At 72.9% G+C, this 16,202-nt stretch carries 15 protein-coding genes; 9 read left to right on the top strand and 6 right to left on the bottom strand.

Features of this window, described 5'->3' with window-relative positions:
- Positions 1-239: 239 nt before the first annotated feature.
- Positions 240-1,847, bottom strand: coding sequence for an ABC-F family ATP-binding cassette domain-containing protein (locus ACIG5E_RS07435; RefSeq protein ID WP_396532189.1), 1,608 nt, complete (start codon positions 1,845-1,847; stop codon positions 240-242).
- A 507-nt stretch (positions 1,848-2,354) separates the two neighbouring features.
- Here ACIG5E_RS07435 and ACIG5E_RS07430 point away from each other — a divergent pair.
- The 4 genes from ACIG5E_RS07430 (at position 2,355) to ACIG5E_RS07415 (ending at position 6,858) form a co-directional block, all read left to right on the top strand.
- Positions 2,355-3,560 carry a trypsin-like serine peptidase gene (locus ACIG5E_RS07430; protein ID WP_396532188.1) on the top strand — a complete coding sequence of 402 codons (1,206 nt, stop codon included), beginning with the start codon at positions 2,355-2,357 and terminating at the stop codon, positions 3,558-3,560.
- Between the two features lie 136 nt (positions 3,561-3,696).
- Complete coding sequence (locus tag ACIG5E_RS07425; RefSeq protein ID WP_396532187.1) at positions 3,697-5,334, top strand: ABC-F family ATP-binding cassette domain-containing protein; 1,638 nt, start codon at positions 3,697-3,699, stop codon at positions 5,332-5,334.
- A 150-nt stretch (positions 5,335-5,484) separates the two neighbouring features.
- On the top strand, positions 5,485-6,159 hold the full coding sequence (locus ACIG5E_RS07420) for a nitroreductase family protein (RefSeq protein ID WP_396532186.1): 675 nt from the start codon (positions 5,485-5,487) through the stop codon (positions 6,157-6,159).
- A gap of 96 nt (positions 6,160-6,255) precedes the next feature.
- Positions 6,256-6,858, top strand: a complete 603-nt coding sequence (locus ACIG5E_RS07415; RefSeq protein ID WP_396532185.1) for a GNAT family N-acetyltransferase — start codon at positions 6,256-6,258, stop codon at positions 6,856-6,858.
- A 3-nt stretch (positions 6,859-6,861) separates the two neighbouring features.
- On the opposite strand, the gene ACIG5E_RS07410 is transcribed toward ACIG5E_RS07415, so the two are convergent.
- Positions 6,862-7,821: an aldo/keto reductase gene (locus ACIG5E_RS07410; protein WP_396532184.1), complete on the bottom strand. Its 960-nt coding sequence runs from the start codon at positions 7,819-7,821 to the stop codon at positions 6,862-6,864.
- Between the two features lie 439 nt (positions 7,822-8,260).
- Here ACIG5E_RS07410 and ACIG5E_RS07405 point away from each other — a divergent pair, with 439 nt between their 5' ends.
- The 3 genes from ACIG5E_RS07405 (at position 8,261) to ACIG5E_RS07395 (ending at position 12,419) form a co-directional block, all read left to right on the top strand.
- The gene (locus ACIG5E_RS07405; protein WP_396532183.1) at positions 8,261-8,869 is read left to right on the top strand and encodes a choice-of-anchor C family protein; all 609 of its coding nucleotides are present in this window, start codon (positions 8,261-8,263) and stop codon (positions 8,867-8,869) included.
- Positions 8,870-9,085: 216 nt separating this feature from the next.
- Positions 9,086-10,597, top strand: a complete 1,512-nt coding sequence (locus ACIG5E_RS07400) for a carbohydrate binding domain-containing protein (RefSeq protein WP_396532182.1) — start codon at positions 9,086-9,088, stop codon at positions 10,595-10,597.
- A gap of 406 nt (positions 10,598-11,003) precedes the next feature.
- Positions 11,004-12,419: an SDR family oxidoreductase gene (locus tag ACIG5E_RS07395; protein WP_396532180.1), complete on the top strand. Its 1,416-nt coding sequence runs from the start codon at positions 11,004-11,006 to the stop codon at positions 12,417-12,419.
- 77 nt (positions 12,420-12,496) lie between these two features.
- Here the strand turns inward: ACIG5E_RS07395 and ACIG5E_RS07390 are convergent, their stop codons facing one another.
- Positions 12,497-13,240 carry an SDR family oxidoreductase gene (locus tag ACIG5E_RS07390; protein WP_396532179.1) on the bottom strand — a complete coding sequence of 248 codons (744 nt, stop codon included), beginning with the start codon at positions 13,238-13,240 and terminating at the stop codon, positions 12,497-12,499.
- A 124-nt stretch (positions 13,241-13,364) separates the two neighbouring features.
- Here ACIG5E_RS07390 and ACIG5E_RS07385 point away from each other — a divergent pair, with 124 nt between their 5' ends.
- Both ACIG5E_RS07385 and ACIG5E_RS07380 read left to right on the top strand, forming a co-directional pair.
- On the top strand, positions 13,365-13,985 hold the full coding sequence (locus ACIG5E_RS07385; protein WP_396532178.1) for a TetR/AcrR family transcriptional regulator: 621 nt from the start codon (positions 13,365-13,367) through the stop codon (positions 13,983-13,985).
- 95 nt (positions 13,986-14,080) lie between these two features.
- On the top strand, positions 14,081-14,278 hold the full coding sequence (locus ACIG5E_RS07380) for a hypothetical protein (protein WP_396532177.1): 198 nt from the start codon (positions 14,081-14,083) through the stop codon (positions 14,276-14,278).
- A gap of 52 nt (positions 14,279-14,330) precedes the next feature.
- On the opposite strand, the gene ACIG5E_RS07375 is transcribed toward ACIG5E_RS07380, so the two are convergent.
- The 3 genes from ACIG5E_RS07375 to def all read right to left on the bottom strand — a co-directional run bounded on the left by ACIG5E_RS07375 (position 14,331) and on the right by def (position 16,164).
- On the bottom strand, positions 14,331-14,849 hold the full coding sequence (locus ACIG5E_RS07375) for a hypothetical protein (RefSeq protein ID WP_396532176.1): 519 nt from the start codon (positions 14,847-14,849) through the stop codon (positions 14,331-14,333).
- Between the two features lie 74 nt (positions 14,850-14,923).
- Entirely contained in the window at positions 14,924-15,565 is a 642-nt protein-coding gene (locus tag ACIG5E_RS07370) for a class I SAM-dependent DNA methyltransferase (RefSeq protein WP_396532175.1), read from the bottom strand.
- A complete protein-coding gene (gene def, locus ACIG5E_RS07365; RefSeq protein WP_396532174.1) occupies positions 15,562-16,164 on the bottom strand; it encodes a peptide deformylase in 603 nt (200 codons plus the stop codon). The genes ACIG5E_RS07370 and def overlap by 4 nt, the downstream gene beginning before the upstream one ends.
- Positions 16,165-16,202: the final 38 nt, after the last annotated feature.

Here is a 16,202-nt window from a genome sequence, read left to right as displayed (position 1 = left end):
CGGCGTCCTTTAGGCGGTTTTCCTGCGGCGGCGGGGGGGGGGGGGGGGGGGGCCCCCCCCCCCCCCGCCCCGCCCCGCCCCCGCCGCGGCGGGCCCCCCCCCCCCCCCCCCCCCCCCCCCCCCGCCGGGTGCTCGCCGAGGACGCCCGGGACGCACAGGGTGACCAGAGCGACCAGGGTGTCCAGGGCGAGCAGGGCGTCCAGGGCGAGCACGGTGACCAGGACCGGCAGCAGTAGCCGCTACATCGGATCCACCGCCCTCAGTCCGCCGTCCAGCTCCAGCCACCTGGTCAGCCCCAGGCCGCGCAGGAACGGCAGGTCGTGGCTGACCACGATCAGCGCGCCCCGGTAGGCGGCCAGCGCCTGGGTGAGCTGGCCGACGCTGGCGAGGTCCAGGTTGTTGGTCGGTTCGTCGAGCAGCAGCAGCTGCGGCGGCGGGTCGGCCAGCAGCAGGGCGGCCAGCGTCGCCCGGAAGCGCTCGCCGCCGGACAGGGTGCCGGCCGGCTGGTCGGCCCGGCCGCCGCGGAACAGGAAGCGGGCCAGCCGGGCGCGGACGGCGTTGTCCCCGGCGCCCGGGGCGAACAGCTTGACGTTCTCCGCGACCGTCAGCTTGTCGTCCAGCAGGTCGAGCCGCTGCGGCAGGTGGCGCAGTGGCACCTGGGTGGTGACCATGCCGTCCAGCGGGGCGAGCTCGCCCGCGATGGTGCTCAGCAGCGTGGTCTTGCCGGAGCCGTTGCGCCCGACCAGGGCGATCCGCTCGGGGCCGCGCAGATCGAGGTCGACGGTGGCGCCGTCGGGCAGCCGGACCTTCTGCAGGGTGAGCACCCCGCGCCCGGCCGGCACGGCCGTGCGCGGCAGGTCGACCCGGATCTCGGCGTCGTCGCGCACCGCCTCCTCGGCGGCCGTGAGCCGCGCCTTGGCCTCCTCCAGGCGCTCGGTGTGCATGCCGGTGAGCCGGCCCGCCGTCTCCTGGCCCTTGCGTTTGAGCATCCCGGCGAAGATGTGCGGATCGTTGCGGGTGACCGAGCGCTTCCGGCCGTAGCTGGCGCTGCGCTCCAGCCTGCTGCGGGCCTCGACCAAGTCCCGTTTCTGGCGCTGGACGTCGGCCTCGGCGTTGCGCAGCAGCCGCTCGGCCGTCTCCTGCTGGGCCGCGAGGGTGCGCTCGTACTCCTCGAAGTTGCCGCCGTACCAGGTGACTTCGCCGTCCCGGAGGTCGGCGATCTGGTCGACGTGCCGCAGTAGCTCGCGATCGTGGCTGACGATTACCATGACGCCGTGCCAGCCGGCCACCGTCTCGTAGAGCCGTTCCCGGGCGGCCCGGTCGAGGTTGTTGGTGGGCTCGTCGAGCAGCAGCACGTCGGGGCGGCGCAGCAGCAGGGCGGCCAGCCGCAGCAACACCGCCTCACCGCCGGAGAGTTCGCCGGTGGTGCGGTCGAGGCCGAGGCGGTGCAGGCCGAGCCGGTCGAGGGTGGCGCGGGCGCGCTCCTCGACGTCCCAGTCGTCGCCGACGGCGTCGAAGTGCCGCTGGTCGGTGTCGCCGGACTCGATGGCGTGCAGGGCCTCGCGCGCCGCCCGGATGCCGAGCGCCTCGTCGACCCGCAGGCCGGTGTCGAGCGTCAGGCCCTGGGGAAGGTAGCCGAGTTCGCCCGCGATCCGGACGGTGCCGCCGGTGGGCGTGAGTTCGCCGGCGATCAGCCGCAGCAGGGTGGACTTTCCGGCGCCGTTGAGGCCGATCAGTCCGGTGCGGCCGGGGCCGACGGCGAGGTGGAAGCCGTCCAGGACGGGTTTGCCGTCGGGCCACTCGAACGCGAGGTCGGTGCAGAGGACGGCGGTGGTGGGTTGTGCCATGCAAGGCCTCCCGGGTGGTTGCTGAAGGGGTGAAGAGCAACACGGGGAGACACCGCGGGTGCGGAACCGGAACGGCCGAAGGACAGGGCGGCGCTAGAGAGGCGCCACGGGGCCGTGACTGAGGTCGCACACTCGCACACCACACGGCGACAGGGCCTGCGTGGCGGGGGCGGTGTCCCGGGACCTCAGTAGAGCAACGGCCTTCTCCTTGTCTGGCGGATGACGTGGACCACGTTAGGCACGCCGACGATCGGGTGCAACCGATTTATCCGGCGCAGCCGTCCTGCCCCGTCCATCCGCCCCCGGCAAAGGCCCCGTTCATCCGCTCCCGGCAAAGGCCCGGTGCCGATCCCGTGCCGATCCGGTGACAGCCTCGTCCCGGCCGGGGGCGGATGTAAGGAGTTCCTTATCCGCATGGCAGACTCCTCACCTGCCATACCTGCGGCCCCGGGGGCCGTACCCGAGGAATGGGGCGTATGGCGGTAGTCAACAGGGGGATTTGAACTCATGTCACGCATATCCCGGCCCAGCCGTGCCGTCATCGGTGCTTCCGTCGCCGCGCTGACCATGGTGGTCGCCACCGGTTGCGGGCCGGACAACAGTGACCCGGCCGGAGCCCAGAGCGCGGCTCCGACGGTCGCCGCCTCCGCCTCCGGGAAGCCGGGCGCCGCACCGATCAAGCTGCCGACGGTCCAGGAGCTGAAGACCTGGAAGCTCGAGGACTGGGACAAGTGGGCCCAGGCCAACGTGATCACCCCGGCGGTCAAGGGCTACTGGACCCTGCAGAAGCTGCTGAACGCCAAGCCGAAGCCGCTGCCGCAGTCCCCGGCGCAGGACCCGGCCCAGCCGACCGCCCAGCCGACCAGCGCGGCCCCGGCCCAGCCCACCGCCGCGCAGCCGCCGACCGGGCCGGACCAGCTGCCCGCGACCGTCGCGGCGAAGCCGGTGGCGCACCCGTTCCCGAAGAACATGCACGTCAACGGCAAGATCTTCTTCAAGGACGGCAACGACGACTACGTGTGCTCCGGCACCGTCGTCTCCGACCCGGCCAACCCGGGCAAGAGCAACCTGGTGTGGACCGCGAGCCACTGCCTGCACGGCGGCAAGGGCAACAAGTACTACACCGACATCACCTTCGCCCCGGCCTTCAACAGCAACGGCGTGCTGAGCAACGGCAACAAGCAGAAGTCCAAGCTGGAGGACGCCGAGCCGTACGGCGAGTGGGGCGCGACCGCCGGCATGGTCTCCCCGCAGTGGACGCAGGAGGCCGACCCGGAGAAGGGCGGCCCCTGGAGCCAGTACGACTTCGGCATCATCAAGGTCGCCAACCCCGACCCGAACGGCAAGTCGCTGGAGGAGACCGTCGGCGGCTCGGTGCCGCTGTGGTTCAACGCCCCGCGTGACCAGTTCGCCTCCGTCTCCAACTACGGCTTCCCGGAGGGCAAGCCCTTCGACGGCGTCGAGCTGGAGCACTGCGACGGCGGCAAGCCGACCGCGAAGCCCGGCGTCCCGGACCGCCCGGCGATGCTGATGATCGGCTGCAACATGACCGGCGGCAGCAGCGGCGGCGGCTGGTACGCCACCAAGGACGGCAAGCCGGCCCTGGTCAGCGACACCTCCGTCGGCAACGGCGCCAACACCTACGAGGCCGGCCCCTACCTGGAGGACGTCGCGGCGCACATGTTCGACTACTTCTCCAAGAAGGCCAAGTGACCCGCTAGGCAGTGATCCACTGATCCGGGGGCCACGGCTGTCACAGCCGTGGCCCCCGGGGCTTTCCCGGGTCCGGACCGTTCCGCGGTCCGGGCTTTTCCGGCTCGGGGCCCGCTCCTCCTACAATCGGCCCATCATGAGCGCCACACTCGTAGTCAAGGACCTCAGCGCCGGCCACGGCGAACGCACCCTCTTCTCCGGCCTGGACCTGGTCGTCGCCCCGGGCGACGTGATCGGCCTGGTCGGCGTGAACGGCGCCGGCAAGTCGACCCTGCTGCGGCTGCTGGCCGGGCTGGACACCCCCGAGGGCGGGTCGCTGCGGCTCAGCCCGGCGAGCGCCAACGTCGGCCACCTGCCGCAGGAGCCCGAGCGGCGGGAGGGCGAGTCGGTGCGCGACTTCCTGGCCCGGCGCACAGGCGTCGCGGCCGCCCAGGCCGCGCTGGACGAGGCCACCGAGGGCCTGGTCGAGGGCCGTCCGGGCGCCGACGACGCGTACGCCGCGAGCCTGGACCGCTGGCTGGACCTCGGCGGCGCCGACCTGGAGGAGCGGGCCGAGGAGGTGGCCGACTCGCTCGGCCTGAAGGTCTCCCTCGACCTTCCGATGACGGCGCTGTCCGGCGGCCAGGCCGCCCGCGCGGGCCTGGCCTCGTTGCTGCTCTCCCGCTACGACGTGTTCCTGCTCGACGAGCCCACCAACGACCTCGACCTGGACGGCCTGGAGCGGCTGGAGGCCTTCGTCAAGGGCCTGCGCGCCGGAACCGTGCTGATCAGCCACGACCGCGAGTTCCTGGCCCGCACGGTGACCAAGGTGCTGGAGCTGGACCTGCACCAGCAGCAGGTCAACCTGTACGGCGGCGGCTACGAGGCGTACCTGGAGGAGCGGGCGGTGGCCCGCCGGCACGCCCGCGAGGAGTACGAGGACTACGCCGACACCAAGGCCTCGCTGGAGGCCCGGGCGCAGATGCAGCGCAACTGGATGGAGCACGGCGTCCGCAACGCCCGGCGCAAGGGCGGCGACAACGACAAGAAGGCCCGCGCCACCCGCGCCGAGTCCACCGAGAAGCAGGCCTCCAAGGCCCGGCAGACCCAGCGGATGATCGAGCGGCTGGACGTGGTCGAGGAGCCGCGCAAGGAGTGGGAGCTGCGGATGGAGATCGCCACCGCGCCGCGCTCCGGCTCGGTGGTCGCCACCCTGCGCGCGGCCGTCGCCCGGCGCGGCGACTTCGCCTTCGGCCCGGTGGACCTGCAGATCGACTGGGCCGACCGGGTCGCCATCACGGGTGCCAACGGGGCGGGCAAGTCCACCCTGCTGGCGGCCCTGCTCGGCCGGCTGGAACTCGACGGCGGCAGCGCCGTGCTGGGCTCGGGCGTGGTGGTCGGCGAGGTGGACCAGGCGCGCGGTCTGTTCCTGGGCGGGGAGCCGCTGGCGGACGCCTTCGCGGCCGCCGTACCGGAGTTCACCGAGGAGGAGGTGCGCACCCTGCTGGCCAAGTTCGGCCTCAAGGCGGTGCACGTGCTGCGCCCGGCCGGCACCCTCTCCCCCGGCGAGCGCACCCGGGCCGCGCTGGCGCTGCTGCAGGGGCGCGGGGTCAACCTGCTGGTGCTGGACGAGCCCACCAACCACCTGGACCTGCCCGCGATCGAGCAGCTGGAGTCGGCGCTCGGCTCGTACACCGGCACCCTGCTGCTGGTCACCCACGACCGGCGGATGCTGGACACCGTGGCGGTGAACCGGCGGATCGAGGTCCGGGACGGGCGGGTGCACGAGCTGTGACCCCCCCCCAACAGCGGGGCCGCAACCCCCGAACAGCGTGGGCCGCAACCCCCGAACAGCGTGGGCTGCAACCCCCGGGCACGGTCGGCCGCTCCGGGAATTGGTCTCTACCTCTTCCCGGAGCGGCCGTCATGTGCTGTGCTGTCGGCCATGGTTGACAGCGCAGTGGCAGGGACGTCCCACCCGACCGTCCCGCTCACCCCGATGACGGTGCCGGCCCACCAGGCCGAGGACCGCAGCAAGGCCTTCCACGACGTGATGGCACAGCGCCGCACCGTCCGCGACTACGACACCCGCCCGATCCCGGACGGGGTGATCGAGTGGGCGGTCCGCACCGCGAGCACCGCGCCCAGCGGCGCGCACGTCCAGCCCTGGCGGTTCGTGGTGATCACCGACCCGGAGCGCAAGCGGCTGCTGCGCGAGGCGGCCGAGGCCGAGGAGCGCGAGTTCTACGACCACCGGGCGTCCGAGGAGTGGCTGGCCGCGCTGGCGCCGATCGGCACCGACTGGCACAAGCCGTTCCTGGAGGACGCGCCGGCCGTGATTGTGGTCTTCGAGGTGCACAAGGGGCCCAGCTCGCCGCGCCCGTACTACACCAAGGAGTCGGTGGGGATCGCGGTCGGGCTGCTGCTGGCCTCGCTGCACCAGGCCGGGCTGGCCACGCTGACCCACACGCCGAGCCCGATGCGCTTCCTCAACGAGGTGTGCGACCGCCCGGCCGAGGAGCGCGCGGCGTACGTGATCCCGGTCGGCTACCCGGCCGAGGGGGCGCGCGTGCCGGATCTGCGGCGCAAGGAGCTCGACGAGGTGATGGTCCGGCTCTGACGCGCCGGGGGCGCGCCGCCCGCACCCCCGACCGGGGGCTCCGGCCGCGCCCCCGCCCGGATGTGGCAGGTCCGGGCCAAGGACATAATCGCGGCCATGAGCCGAGCACAACCGCGGTCCTGCGAGCCCGCCCGGGCCGCACCGGAGGTGACCACCGGGCGGCCGCCCGAGCTGCTGCGGCTGCCCGGCGGCCTCCGCCTGCACCGCCGTCGCAGCTCCCACGCACCGGCACTGAACCGGGCCGTCCACGCCAACCTGGAGCACCTGCGGCCCTGGATGGAGTGGGCGGCCGAGGCCCCCACCCGGGCCCGGACCGCCGAGCAGACCCGGGCCGGCACCGCCGCCTGGGAGGCCGGCACGGACTTCATGTACCTGGCCGACCTGGACGCCGCACCCGGCCGGGTGGTCGGCGCCTTCGGCCTGCACGGGCGGATCGGCCCGGGCGCGCTGGAGATCGGCTACTGGGTCGCCGCCCGGCACGTCGGCCGCGGCATCGCCACCACCGCGGCCGGGGCGCTGACCGAGGCCGCGCTGGCACTGCCGGGGATCGCCCGGGTGGAGATCCGCTGCGACCAGGCGAACGGCGCCAGCGCGGCCGTCCCGCGCAAGCTCGGCTACCGGCTGGACCGGGTCGCCGAGGCCGCCGCCCGGGCGCCGGGCGAGACCGGACGGCAGCTGGTGTGGGTCAAGGAGCGCTGAGGCTCAGTAGTAGCGCCCGCCCTCCGCGGCCGGCAGCGCGTCCAGCTCGGCCAGGTCGGCCGCCGAGAGCTCGATCCCGGCCGCGCCCGCGTTGTCCAGCAGGTAGCGCGGCGTCTTGGTGCCCGGGATCGGGAAGACGTACCGGCCCTGCGCCAGCGTCCAGGCCAGCGCGACCTGCGCGGGCGTGGCGCCGATCCGGTCGGCGACCGTCCTGACCCGCCCGACCAGCTCCAGGTTGGCCTGCAGCGCGTCCTGCTGGAAGCGCGGCAGCCGGCGGCGGAAGTCGTCCTCGGGCAGCTCGTCGAGGGACGTGATGCCGCCGGTCAGGAAGCCGCGGCCGAGCGGCGAGTACGGCAGGAAGGCGATGCCCTGCTCCTCGGTGTACGGCAGCACCTCGGCGAGCGCGTCCCGCGTCCACAGCGACAGCTCGGACTGCACGGAGGCCACCGGGTGCACCGCCTGCGCCCGCCGGATCTCCTCGACGCCCACCTCGGAGAGCCCGATCAGCCGGACCTTGCCCGCCTGGACGGTCTCGGCGAGCGCGCCCCAGGTCTCCTCGATCGGGACGGCCGGGTCGACCCGGTGCAGCTGGTAGAGATCGAGGTGGTCGGTGCGCAGTCGGCGCAGGCTGTCGTCGATCGAGCGGCGCACGTGCTCGGGGCTGCCGTCACGCTCCCCGTTCTGGCCCACCGAGCCCGGGACCATGCCGACCTTGGTGGCCAGGAAGGCGCGCTCGCGGTACGGGCCCTCCAGGGCGGCGCCGACCACCTCCTCGTTGGTGAACGGGCCGTAGATGTCGGCGGTGTCGATCAGGGTGACGCCGAGGTCGAGCGCCTGGCGGATCACCCCGATGGACTTGTCGTCGTCCCGGTTCCGCACGTCGTAGGCGAAGGTCATCCCCATACAGCCGAGGCCGATGACGCCGACCTCCGGGCCGCTGCTGCCGAACGGGGCGTTGCGCATGACGGTGCTCCTGTCTGGTTTCCGGCTGGTCCTGCGATCGATCGATCCCACGATCGATCATGTCTGACGTTTGATCAAGTGCCTTGGCTGTTCGGCTGATTCCAGCCTTTGTCCTCCGAGGATCGCCGGACGGTTCATATGGTCATCAACCTGGCATGGAGGTGCGAACGGGGCGCGCGACTCCGGATTCACCACCGGGCTCCCGCACCCGGCCGTCGGCCCCGGGCGTTCGTCCCCGCACGGTCCGCCGGGCCCCTGCGGCCCCGCCCCCGCCAAACCGGCGCGCGAGAGCCCACCCCCGGGCACCCCGCACCACCGGGCGCCGCCCGACCGGCCTTGGCACGGCTCGCCGGGACGACCGACGCTCTGTTCGCGGCCGATCAACTCGGCCCGACATCACGGAAGTGACCGAAAAGTCATGGAACCCGGGGAGGAACCCATGTCGTTCTCGCACACGCGCACCGCCGCGCTCGCCCTGGCCGTCGCCGCCGCCACCGCGCTGACCACCACCGCGCTCGCCGCCCCGGCCCAGGCGGCCGGCCACCGCGCCTTCAGCCGCTTCGACGACGGCAGCTTCGAGTCCCCCAAGGCCCCGGCGGGCGGCTTCACCGAGTTCGCCGCCGGGCAGACCATCGGCCCGTGGCAGGTCACCAACGGCAGTGTCGACCTGATCGGCGCGGGCATGTGGCAGGCCGCCGAGGGCGACCAGTCGCTCGACCTCAACGGCAACGCCCCGGGCACCATCGCCCAGACCTTCACCACCGTCCCCGGCGCCACCTACTCGGTGACGTACGCGCTGGCCGGCAACCCCGACGGCGGGCCCGCCGTCCGGACGGGCAGGGCACTCATCGACGGGCAGGACTTCCAGGACTACTCCTTCGACGTCACCGGCAAGACCAGGGCCGCGATGGGCTACGTCGGACGGCAGTTCAGCTTCGTCGCGCAGAACTCCAGCACCACGCTGACCTTCGAGAGCACGGTGGGCGGCGCGTTCGGACCGGTGCTGGACAACGTCCAGGTGAAGGAGTGCAAGTCCTGCTGCGGCTGAAGGAGCCTGCGGGAGGGCGGTCCTTAAATCCGCCCTAAACCTGCCCTCGGACGGCTTCCGGAAGCCGGGAAGTGCTTGACGTGCCCAGCTGGTCTAGTCCAGTTTGATCCTCAGCACCGCGCTCCTCCCCGCACCGGACCAGCCCCCATGCTGCCGCCCGCCCCGTGTCTCCCCCCTTCACGGCGCGGGCGGCCCCACGTCCCGAGAGGCACCCCCATGCCCAGTGCGCTCCAGCACGCCCCCACGCACCGCCGCCCCGCCGGCCGGACCAAACTACTGAGCCTCGCCGCCATCACCGTGCTCGCCGCCGGCGGCCTCGCCACCCTCGCCGGGAACGCCGGCGCCGCCGACGCCGACCTGCTCGCCAACGGCGGCTTCGAGAGCGGCGCCCTCGACCCGTGGAGCTGTTCCGCCGGCACCGGCAGCGTCGTCAACTCCGGTGCCCACAGCGGGACCTACGCACTCAAGGGGGCGGCGAACGCGAGCGACACCGCGCAGTGCGGCCAGACCGTGAGCGTCCAGCCCAACACCACGTACCACCTCAGCGCCTGGGTGCAGGGCCAGTACGTATACCTCGGTGCCACCGGCAACGGCGTCACCGACCCCGCCGCATGGACCCCCGGCGGCTCCAACTGGCAGCAGCTGTCCGCCAGTTTCACCACCGGCCCGAGCACCACCAGCGTCACCGTCTACCTGCACGGCTGGTACGGGCAGGGCGCCTACCTCGCCGACGACGTCACGCTCACCGGCCCGGGCGGCGGCAGCCCGTCGACCCCGCCGACCGGCACCCCGACCGGAACGCCCACCGGCACACCCACCGGCGGTCCGAGCACCCCGCCGCCGAACGTCACGCTCCCGGTCGCCCCGTACATCGACATGGGTGCCTGGCCCACCCCGTCCATGCCCGACATGGCCAGGGCGGGCGGCGTCAAGGGCTACAGCATGGGCTTCGTCACCGGCGTCGGCTGCAAGGCCAGCTGGTTCAACGCCTATGACCCGCGCACCGGTTGGGCCAAGGACCAGGTCGACGCGCTGCGCGCGGCCGGCGGCGACGTCAAGCTCTCCTTCGGCGGCGCGGCCGGCACCGAACTCGCCGCCGCCTGCACCTCGGTGGACTCGCTGTTCAACGAGTACGACGCCGTGGTCAACGCCTACGGCCTGCGCTACGTCGACTACGACATCGAGGGCGCGGCGATCGCCGACACCGCCTCCAACGACCGCCGCTCGGCCGCACTCGCCAAGCTCCAGCAGGCCCACCCCGGCCTCAAGGTCTCGCTCACCCTGCCCGTCCTGCCCGAGGGCCTGACCAGCGACGGCGTCGCCATCGTCAAGTCCGCCCGGGACGCCGGGGTCAACCTCGACCTGGTCAACGTCATGGCGATGGACTACTACCGCTCCGGCACCGACTACGGCAACGCCGCCGTCCAGGCCGCGCAGTCGACCTTCGGCCAGCTCAAGGCGCTCTACCCGGCGAAGACCGACGCCCAGCTGTGGGCCATGGTCGGGGTCACCCCGATGATCGGCGAGAACGACGACCACCAGATCTACAACCAGGCCGCCGCCCAGCAGTTGGTGGCCTTCGCCAAGCAGAACCACCTCGGCCTGCTCGCCTTCTGGGACGCCACCCGGGACGCCAACGCCTGCACCGGCGGCTCGCTGGCCAAGTGCACCAACATCCCGCAGCAGCCGTACGAGTTCGCGAAGATCTTCAGCCAGTACGCGGGCTGAGCCCCAGCGATTCCGAGGTGCCGGCGGTCCGGGGGGCCGCCGGCACCTCCGCGTGTGCCGGGACGTGCCGGAGAAGCACCAGGGACGGTAACCGACCTCACGCACCGATCAGGAGTCCCCGTGCGCCACCGTCTGCTCCGCGCCGCCCTCGCCTGCCGTCGATCTCCCCGCGCTCCGTCCACAACCCGCTCCCGGACGCCTTCGGCTGCGCCCTCCGGCTGAACGACCAGCCCCACGTCGCCGGGAACGAGCAGATCGTCGCCGGTTTCGGCGACCACGAGCTCGACGGCCGCCGGGTCGGCTCGACCACGGCCGACTGCGGCTGACCCTCCGCCGAAATTGGCATCTCATCATGCCGGGCCGTCAACTACAGTCCGTCCCACCTGTACGGCACGAAGGGGCGGACATGACGGTCCGGGACGACCACAACCAGCTCAGCACGACCTTTCCGACCGGCGACGCCGCATGTGAGGCCGGTCCCGGCGTCTGCCTCAGCCCCGAGGAACTCGCCGCGTTCAGCCGCACCCTCGGCCGACTGCGCGCACTTCCCTCCCACGACCGCACCCGGCTGCACGCCGAGCGACAGCTCAGCTCCTTCGTGATGGAGAGCCGCAAGCGCCGCCGCCAGGAGGCCAAGGAGACGCTCCGGCAGGCCGACGCCGAGCTGCTCGCCACCACCGCGACCGGCGCCCGGCACCGCCGCGAGGACGCACCGCTCGCCCCGGCCGGCGGACCGGTCGGCGAGTTGCGGATGCCGCGCAGGTGCTACGTCTGCAAGCAGCCGTACCGCCAGGTCGACGGCTTCTACCACATGCTCTGCCCGGACTGCGCGGCCGACAACACCGCCCGCCGCGGCCTCAGCACCGACCTGCGCGGGCGCCGCGCGCTGCTCACCGGCGGGCGGGTGAAGATCGGCTTCCAGCTCGCGCTGATGCTGCTGCGGGACGGCGCCGAGCTGACCGTCACCAGCCGCTTCCCCCAGGACACCGTGCGCCGCTTCCGCGCCGCCGAGGGCAGCGACCAGTGGTGGGAGCGGCTGACCGTGGTCGGCATCGACCTCCGCGACCCGCGCCAAGTCCTCGGCCTGACCGAGCAGTTGCGCACCGACGGCCGACCGCTGGACATCCTGGTCAACAACGCCGCACAGACGCTGCGCCGCCCGCCGGAGTCCTACGCCCTGCTGGCCGCCGGGGAGTCCACGGCCCTGCCGTCCGCCGACCGCCGGGCCATCACCCGGGCGCCCGGCTTCCGGCCGCTCACCGACAGGGCCCAACTGTCCTCGGGCGCGGGCTCCCTGCTGGACCTCACCGACGAGGCCGGGCTGCTGCCCGACCTCGCGCCCGCCAACTCCTGGTCCGCCACGCTCGGTTCACTCGACCCGGCCGAGGTGCTGGAGACCCAGCTGGTCAACGCCCTCGCCCCGGCACTGCTCTGCGACCGGCTGCTGCCGCTGCTGCTCGCCTCCCCGCACCCCGCCCGCTACATCGTCAACGTCACCGCCGTGGAGGGCCGGTTCGCCGTCCGCAACAAGACCGCGCGCCACCCCCACACCAACATGGCCAAGGCCGCGCTCAACATGCTCACCCGCACCAGCGCGGCCGAACTCGCCCCGCAGGGCGTGCACATGTGCGCCGTCGACACCGGCTGGATCACCGACGAGAACCCGGCGCCCAAGAAGACCCGGATCGCCGCCCGGGGCTTCCGCACCCCGCTGGACATCGTGGACGGCGCCGCCCGGGTGTACGACCCGATCGTCCGCGGCGAGGCCGGGCACCCGGTGTCGGGGGTGTTCCTCAAGGACTACCGGGTGGCGGAGTGGTGACGGGCGGAGAATGACGGGTTCACCACGACGGCCCGGACCGGGAGGAATCCCGGGCCGGGCCGTTCGTCATGCTGTGGTCAGCGGCCGGTGGGGAGGTTGGCGCCGCCGGTGCAGTCGAGCACCACGCCGGTGACGAAGGTGTTGGCGGCGAACATGTGGATCGCCCGGGCGACGTCCTCGGGGCGGCCGACCCGGCCGACCGGGGTGGTGGCGGCCAGGCCGTCGAAGAGGGCGGTGCGCTGCTCGGAGGGGACGCGGTCCCACCACGGGGTGTCGATGACGCCGGGCGAGACGGCGTTGACCCGCAGCGGGGCGAGTTCGACGGCCAGCGGCGGGACCATCGCCTCCAGGGCGCCGTTGATGGCGGCCAGTCCGGCGGTGCCGGGGATGGCGGCGCGGGCCGAGGCGGCGGTGATCAGGGTGACCGAGCCGTCCTTGCGCAGGTGCGGCAGGGCCGCCTGCAGGACGCGGACCTGCGGCCAGAACTTGGCGTCGAAGCCGTGCGCGAGGTCGGCGAGGTCGAGCTCGGCGAACGGGCCGCCGCCGGCCGCGCCGCTGACCGCGACGACCAGGTGGTCGACGGCGCCGGCCTCGGTGAAGAAGTCGGCCAGGGCGGCCGGGTCGGTCGCGTCCAGCCGGGCGCCGCTGGTCTTGCCGCCGATCCGGGCGACGGCGGCGTCCAGCTTCTCGCGGTCGCGGCCGGTGATCACGACCTCGGCGCCGTCCGCCGCGAAGGCGGTGGCGGTCGCCTCGCCGATGCCCGAGCTGCCGCCCATCACGACGATGCGCTGTCCGGCGAAGAGGTTCGATGCAGTGCTCATGGTCCTGGCCTTTCCGGCTTGTTCACTGGCTTGTTCGCCAGCTTGTCGAGACCGCGTGTTCCGGTAATGATGGTTGCCGAGACTGTTAGTCTCGTCAAGCAGGGGCAGGAAGAAAGGGACCACGATGAGCGAGACCGACCCGCGGGCCGAACAGGCCCCCTCCACCCGGCCGCACACCGGCCGCCGCCGCAACGAGGCGGCCCACCGGGCGATCCTGGACGCGGCACTGCACCTGCTCGCCGATTCCGACGGCACACCCGTCACCATCGACGCCATCGCCCGCACGGCCGGCGTCGGCAAACAGACCGTCTACCGCTGGTGGCCCTCCAAGGGCGCGGTCCTGCTGGACGCCCTCACCGACCGCGCCGACCAGGACGTCTCCGACCAACCGGACACCGGCACCCTGCGCACCGATCTGCACGCCTTCATCGAGACCACCTTCGACGCCGCCCAGCGCAGCACCACCGCCTCCGCGCTGCGCACCGTCGTCCGCGAGGCCGCCCGCGACCCGCACCTGGCCGAACTGATGCAGACCTTCACCGCCACCCGGCGGACCGCGCTGCACGAACTCCTCGCCCGGGGCCGCGAGCGCGGCGAACTGGCCGGCGACGCCGACCTGGACCTGATCGTGGACCAGGTCTACGGGCTGTTCTGGTACCGCTTCCTGCTCGGCCACGCCCCGCTGGACGCGACCGTCGCCGAGCGCCTCGCCGCCACCCTGACCGAGGGCAACCGGGTCAGTTAGAGCCCCGGCGCCGGACCAGCGGCAGGTACACCTCGTCAACGATCTCCACCAGGACGTCGTCGGGCGCGGTCGGCACGCCCCGGACGACGAACTCGTTGCGCAACAACACCACCGCCACCGTCGCCACCCGCGGGTGCAGCACCTCGGGCGCCGACCCGCGCGAGGACCTCGACCTGGCCAGCTACGGCATCGTCAAGGTCCACGAGGGCCGCCCGGGCAGCACGTTCCCCGGCCTCCCCTGGGACCCGAAGGAGGCCTTCGCCGCGGTCGGCGAGTACTACCGCACGCACTGAAACGCGGCGGCGCAGGAAGTCGGCCGGTCCGACTTCCTGCGCCAATCAGGGTTCAGGCGGTGCGGCGCCGGTAGTACGCGATGCCGAGGGCGATGGTGATCGGGCCCCAGAGCATGGCCGGGCTGACGCAGACCCGGTAGAGGGCCTCCCACCACCCGTTGCTGAACCCGACCTCGTCGAGCACGCCGAACCAGGCGAGCGGCTGGAGCCCGAACAGTCCGAACAGCACCAGCCCGCCCAGCACCGTCGCGACCAGCGGCCCGAGCGGCGGCACCCGGCGCCCCCGCAGGAACGGCACCCAGCGCGGGAACACCTCGCCCCAGCCGCTCACCAGCCCCAGGGTGAGCAGCGCCAGCCCCTCGGTGATCAGGCTCAGGGCGAACACGTACGGGGTGGCCCACCAGGTGATGGGTGGGCGGCCAGGATCGACCATGCCCATCGTGAAGTCGAAGGCGAACGGCAGCCGCCACAGGCAGTGCGGCATGAGGATGAACGGCAGGGCCTTGGCGAGGCGCAGCGCCCAACGGGGAGCGGGGCGTTCGGTGTCACCGACCGGGATGTTCTTCAACATGCGTCCACCCTCGCCGGGACCGCCCCGCCCCCACCTCGACCGCAGGGCCGAACCGCCTCCCCCGGCGGAGCCAGTCACACATGCGCCAGCAGGCTGACGTACCCCCGCTCCGGACGCTCCGGCCGGGCCTGGTCCAGCCGGGTGGTGACGGTGAACCCCGCCCCGGCCAGCAGTTCCACCAGGCGGTCTGCCGGGACCAGGTACGAGGTGTACGACACCGGGTGCCCGTACGCCGAGCCCGGCCGCGATTCCCCGTCCCCCGTGTGCCCGCCCAGCAGCAGGTGCCCACCCGGGGCGAGCACCCGGCGGAACTCGGCGAACAGCGCGGGCAGTTGATCACCCGGGGTGTGGTGCACCGAGTACCAGGCCAGGATGCCGCCGAGGGCGCCGTCGGGGAGGTCGAGGTCGGCCATCGTGCGCTGCTGGAAGCGGAGTTGGGGGTGCGCGCGGCGGGCGAGGGCGATCATCTCGCCGGACACGTCGATGCCGGAGACCGACAGTCCCAGACCGTTCAGGTACGCCGTCACCCGCCCGGGCCCGCAGCCGAGGTCGGCGACCTCGCCGCCGCCCGATTCCCGGACCAGTTCGGCGAAGGCGGCGAGCATCGCCCGGGACAACGGGTCCATGCCCTCCGGCGGGACGACGAGGCGGAGGTACTCGGCGGCGACGGTGTCGTAGGACTCCCGGACGGCGGCGAGGTGGGCGGGCTCGGTCACCGCGTCACCCCGGCGACCCCGCCGACCTCGACCGCCTTGGCGGCACGCTCGGCGAAGACCTTCTCCCGCCGGTCGGCGGTCTGCTTCATCATCCGCTTGCGGTCCCGGGCGGAGAGCCGGTCGATGTAGAGGCCCCCGTTCAGGTGGTCGGTCTCGTGCTGGAGGCAGCGGGCGAAGTAGCCGGTGCCCTCGATCGTCACGGGCGCGCCGTGCTGGTCGACACCGTGCACCACGGCGTGGGCCGGGCGGGCGAGTCGGGTGTTGGCGCCGGGTACGGACAGGCAGCCCTCGATGTCCTCGATCAGGGGGCGGCCGGGCTCCTGCTCCTCGACCACCGGATTGAGCACGTGCCCGACGTGCCGGACGCCGTCGTCGTCGGGGCAGTCGTAGACGAACAGGCGCAGGTCCACGTCCACCTGGTTGGCGGCGAGTCCGCAGCCGTCGGCGACGTACATGGTGGCGAACATGTCGTCGATCAGCCGGGCCAGGCGCTCGCTGCCGAAGTCCTCCTCGGTCGCCGTACGGCAGGTGCGGCGGAGGATCTCCTCCCCCACCTCGGTGATCCGCAGGACGGTCGGACGTTCGCGCGACTCGGACACTGTCGCTCCCCCTCGATCTCGATGGACTTGCTGTCGAC

The organism is Kitasatospora sp. NPDC053057, from assembly GCF_044546945.1.
GTDB lineage: Bacteria > Actinomycetota > Actinomycetes > Streptomycetales > Streptomycetaceae > Kitasatospora.
Note: the sequence above shows the minus strand (reverse complement) of the source record. Positions and strands in the feature narration are given on the sequence as shown.

What these genes read in the sequence shown, in the direction of transcription:
- ACIG5E_RS07435 (WP_396532189.1), bottom strand. Translation starts at nt 1,847, where the DNA reads ATGGCACAACCCACCACCGCCGTCCTCTGCACCGACCTCGCGTTCGAG.
- ACIG5E_RS07430 (WP_396532188.1), top strand. Translation starts at nt 2,355, where the DNA reads ATGTCACGCATATCCCGGCCCAGCCGTGCCGTCATCGGTGCTTCCGTC.
- ACIG5E_RS07425 (WP_396532187.1), top strand. Translation starts at nt 3,697, where the DNA reads ATGAGCGCCACACTCGTAGTCAAGGACCTCAGCGCCGGCCACGGCGAA.
- ACIG5E_RS07420 (WP_396532186.1), top strand. Translation starts at nt 5,485, where the DNA reads ATGGTTGACAGCGCAGTGGCAGGGACGTCCCACCCGACCGTCCCGCTC.
- ACIG5E_RS07415 (WP_396532185.1), top strand. Translation starts at nt 6,256, where the DNA reads ATGAGCCGAGCACAACCGCGGTCCTGCGAGCCCGCCCGGGCCGCACCG.
- ACIG5E_RS07410 (WP_396532184.1), bottom strand. Translation starts at nt 7,821, where the DNA reads ATGCGCAACGCCCCGTTCGGCAGCAGCGGCCCGGAGGTCGGCGTCATC.
- ACIG5E_RS07405 (WP_396532183.1), top strand. Translation starts at nt 8,261, where the DNA reads ATGTCGTTCTCGCACACGCGCACCGCCGCGCTCGCCCTGGCCGTCGCC.
- ACIG5E_RS07400 (WP_396532182.1), top strand. Translation starts at nt 9,086, where the DNA reads ATGCCCAGTGCGCTCCAGCACGCCCCCACGCACCGCCGCCCCGCCGGC.
- ACIG5E_RS07395 (WP_396532180.1), top strand. Translation starts at nt 11,004, where the DNA reads ATGACGGTCCGGGACGACCACAACCAGCTCAGCACGACCTTTCCGACC.
- ACIG5E_RS07390 (WP_396532179.1), bottom strand. Translation starts at nt 13,240, where the DNA reads ATGAGCACTGCATCGAACCTCTTCGCCGGACAGCGCATCGTCGTGATG.
- ACIG5E_RS07385 (WP_396532178.1), top strand. Translation starts at nt 13,365, where the DNA reads ATGAGCGAGACCGACCCGCGGGCCGAACAGGCCCCCTCCACCCGGCCG.
- ACIG5E_RS07375 (WP_396532176.1), bottom strand. Translation starts at nt 14,849, where the DNA reads ATGTTGAAGAACATCCCGGTCGGTGACACCGAACGCCCCGCTCCCCGT.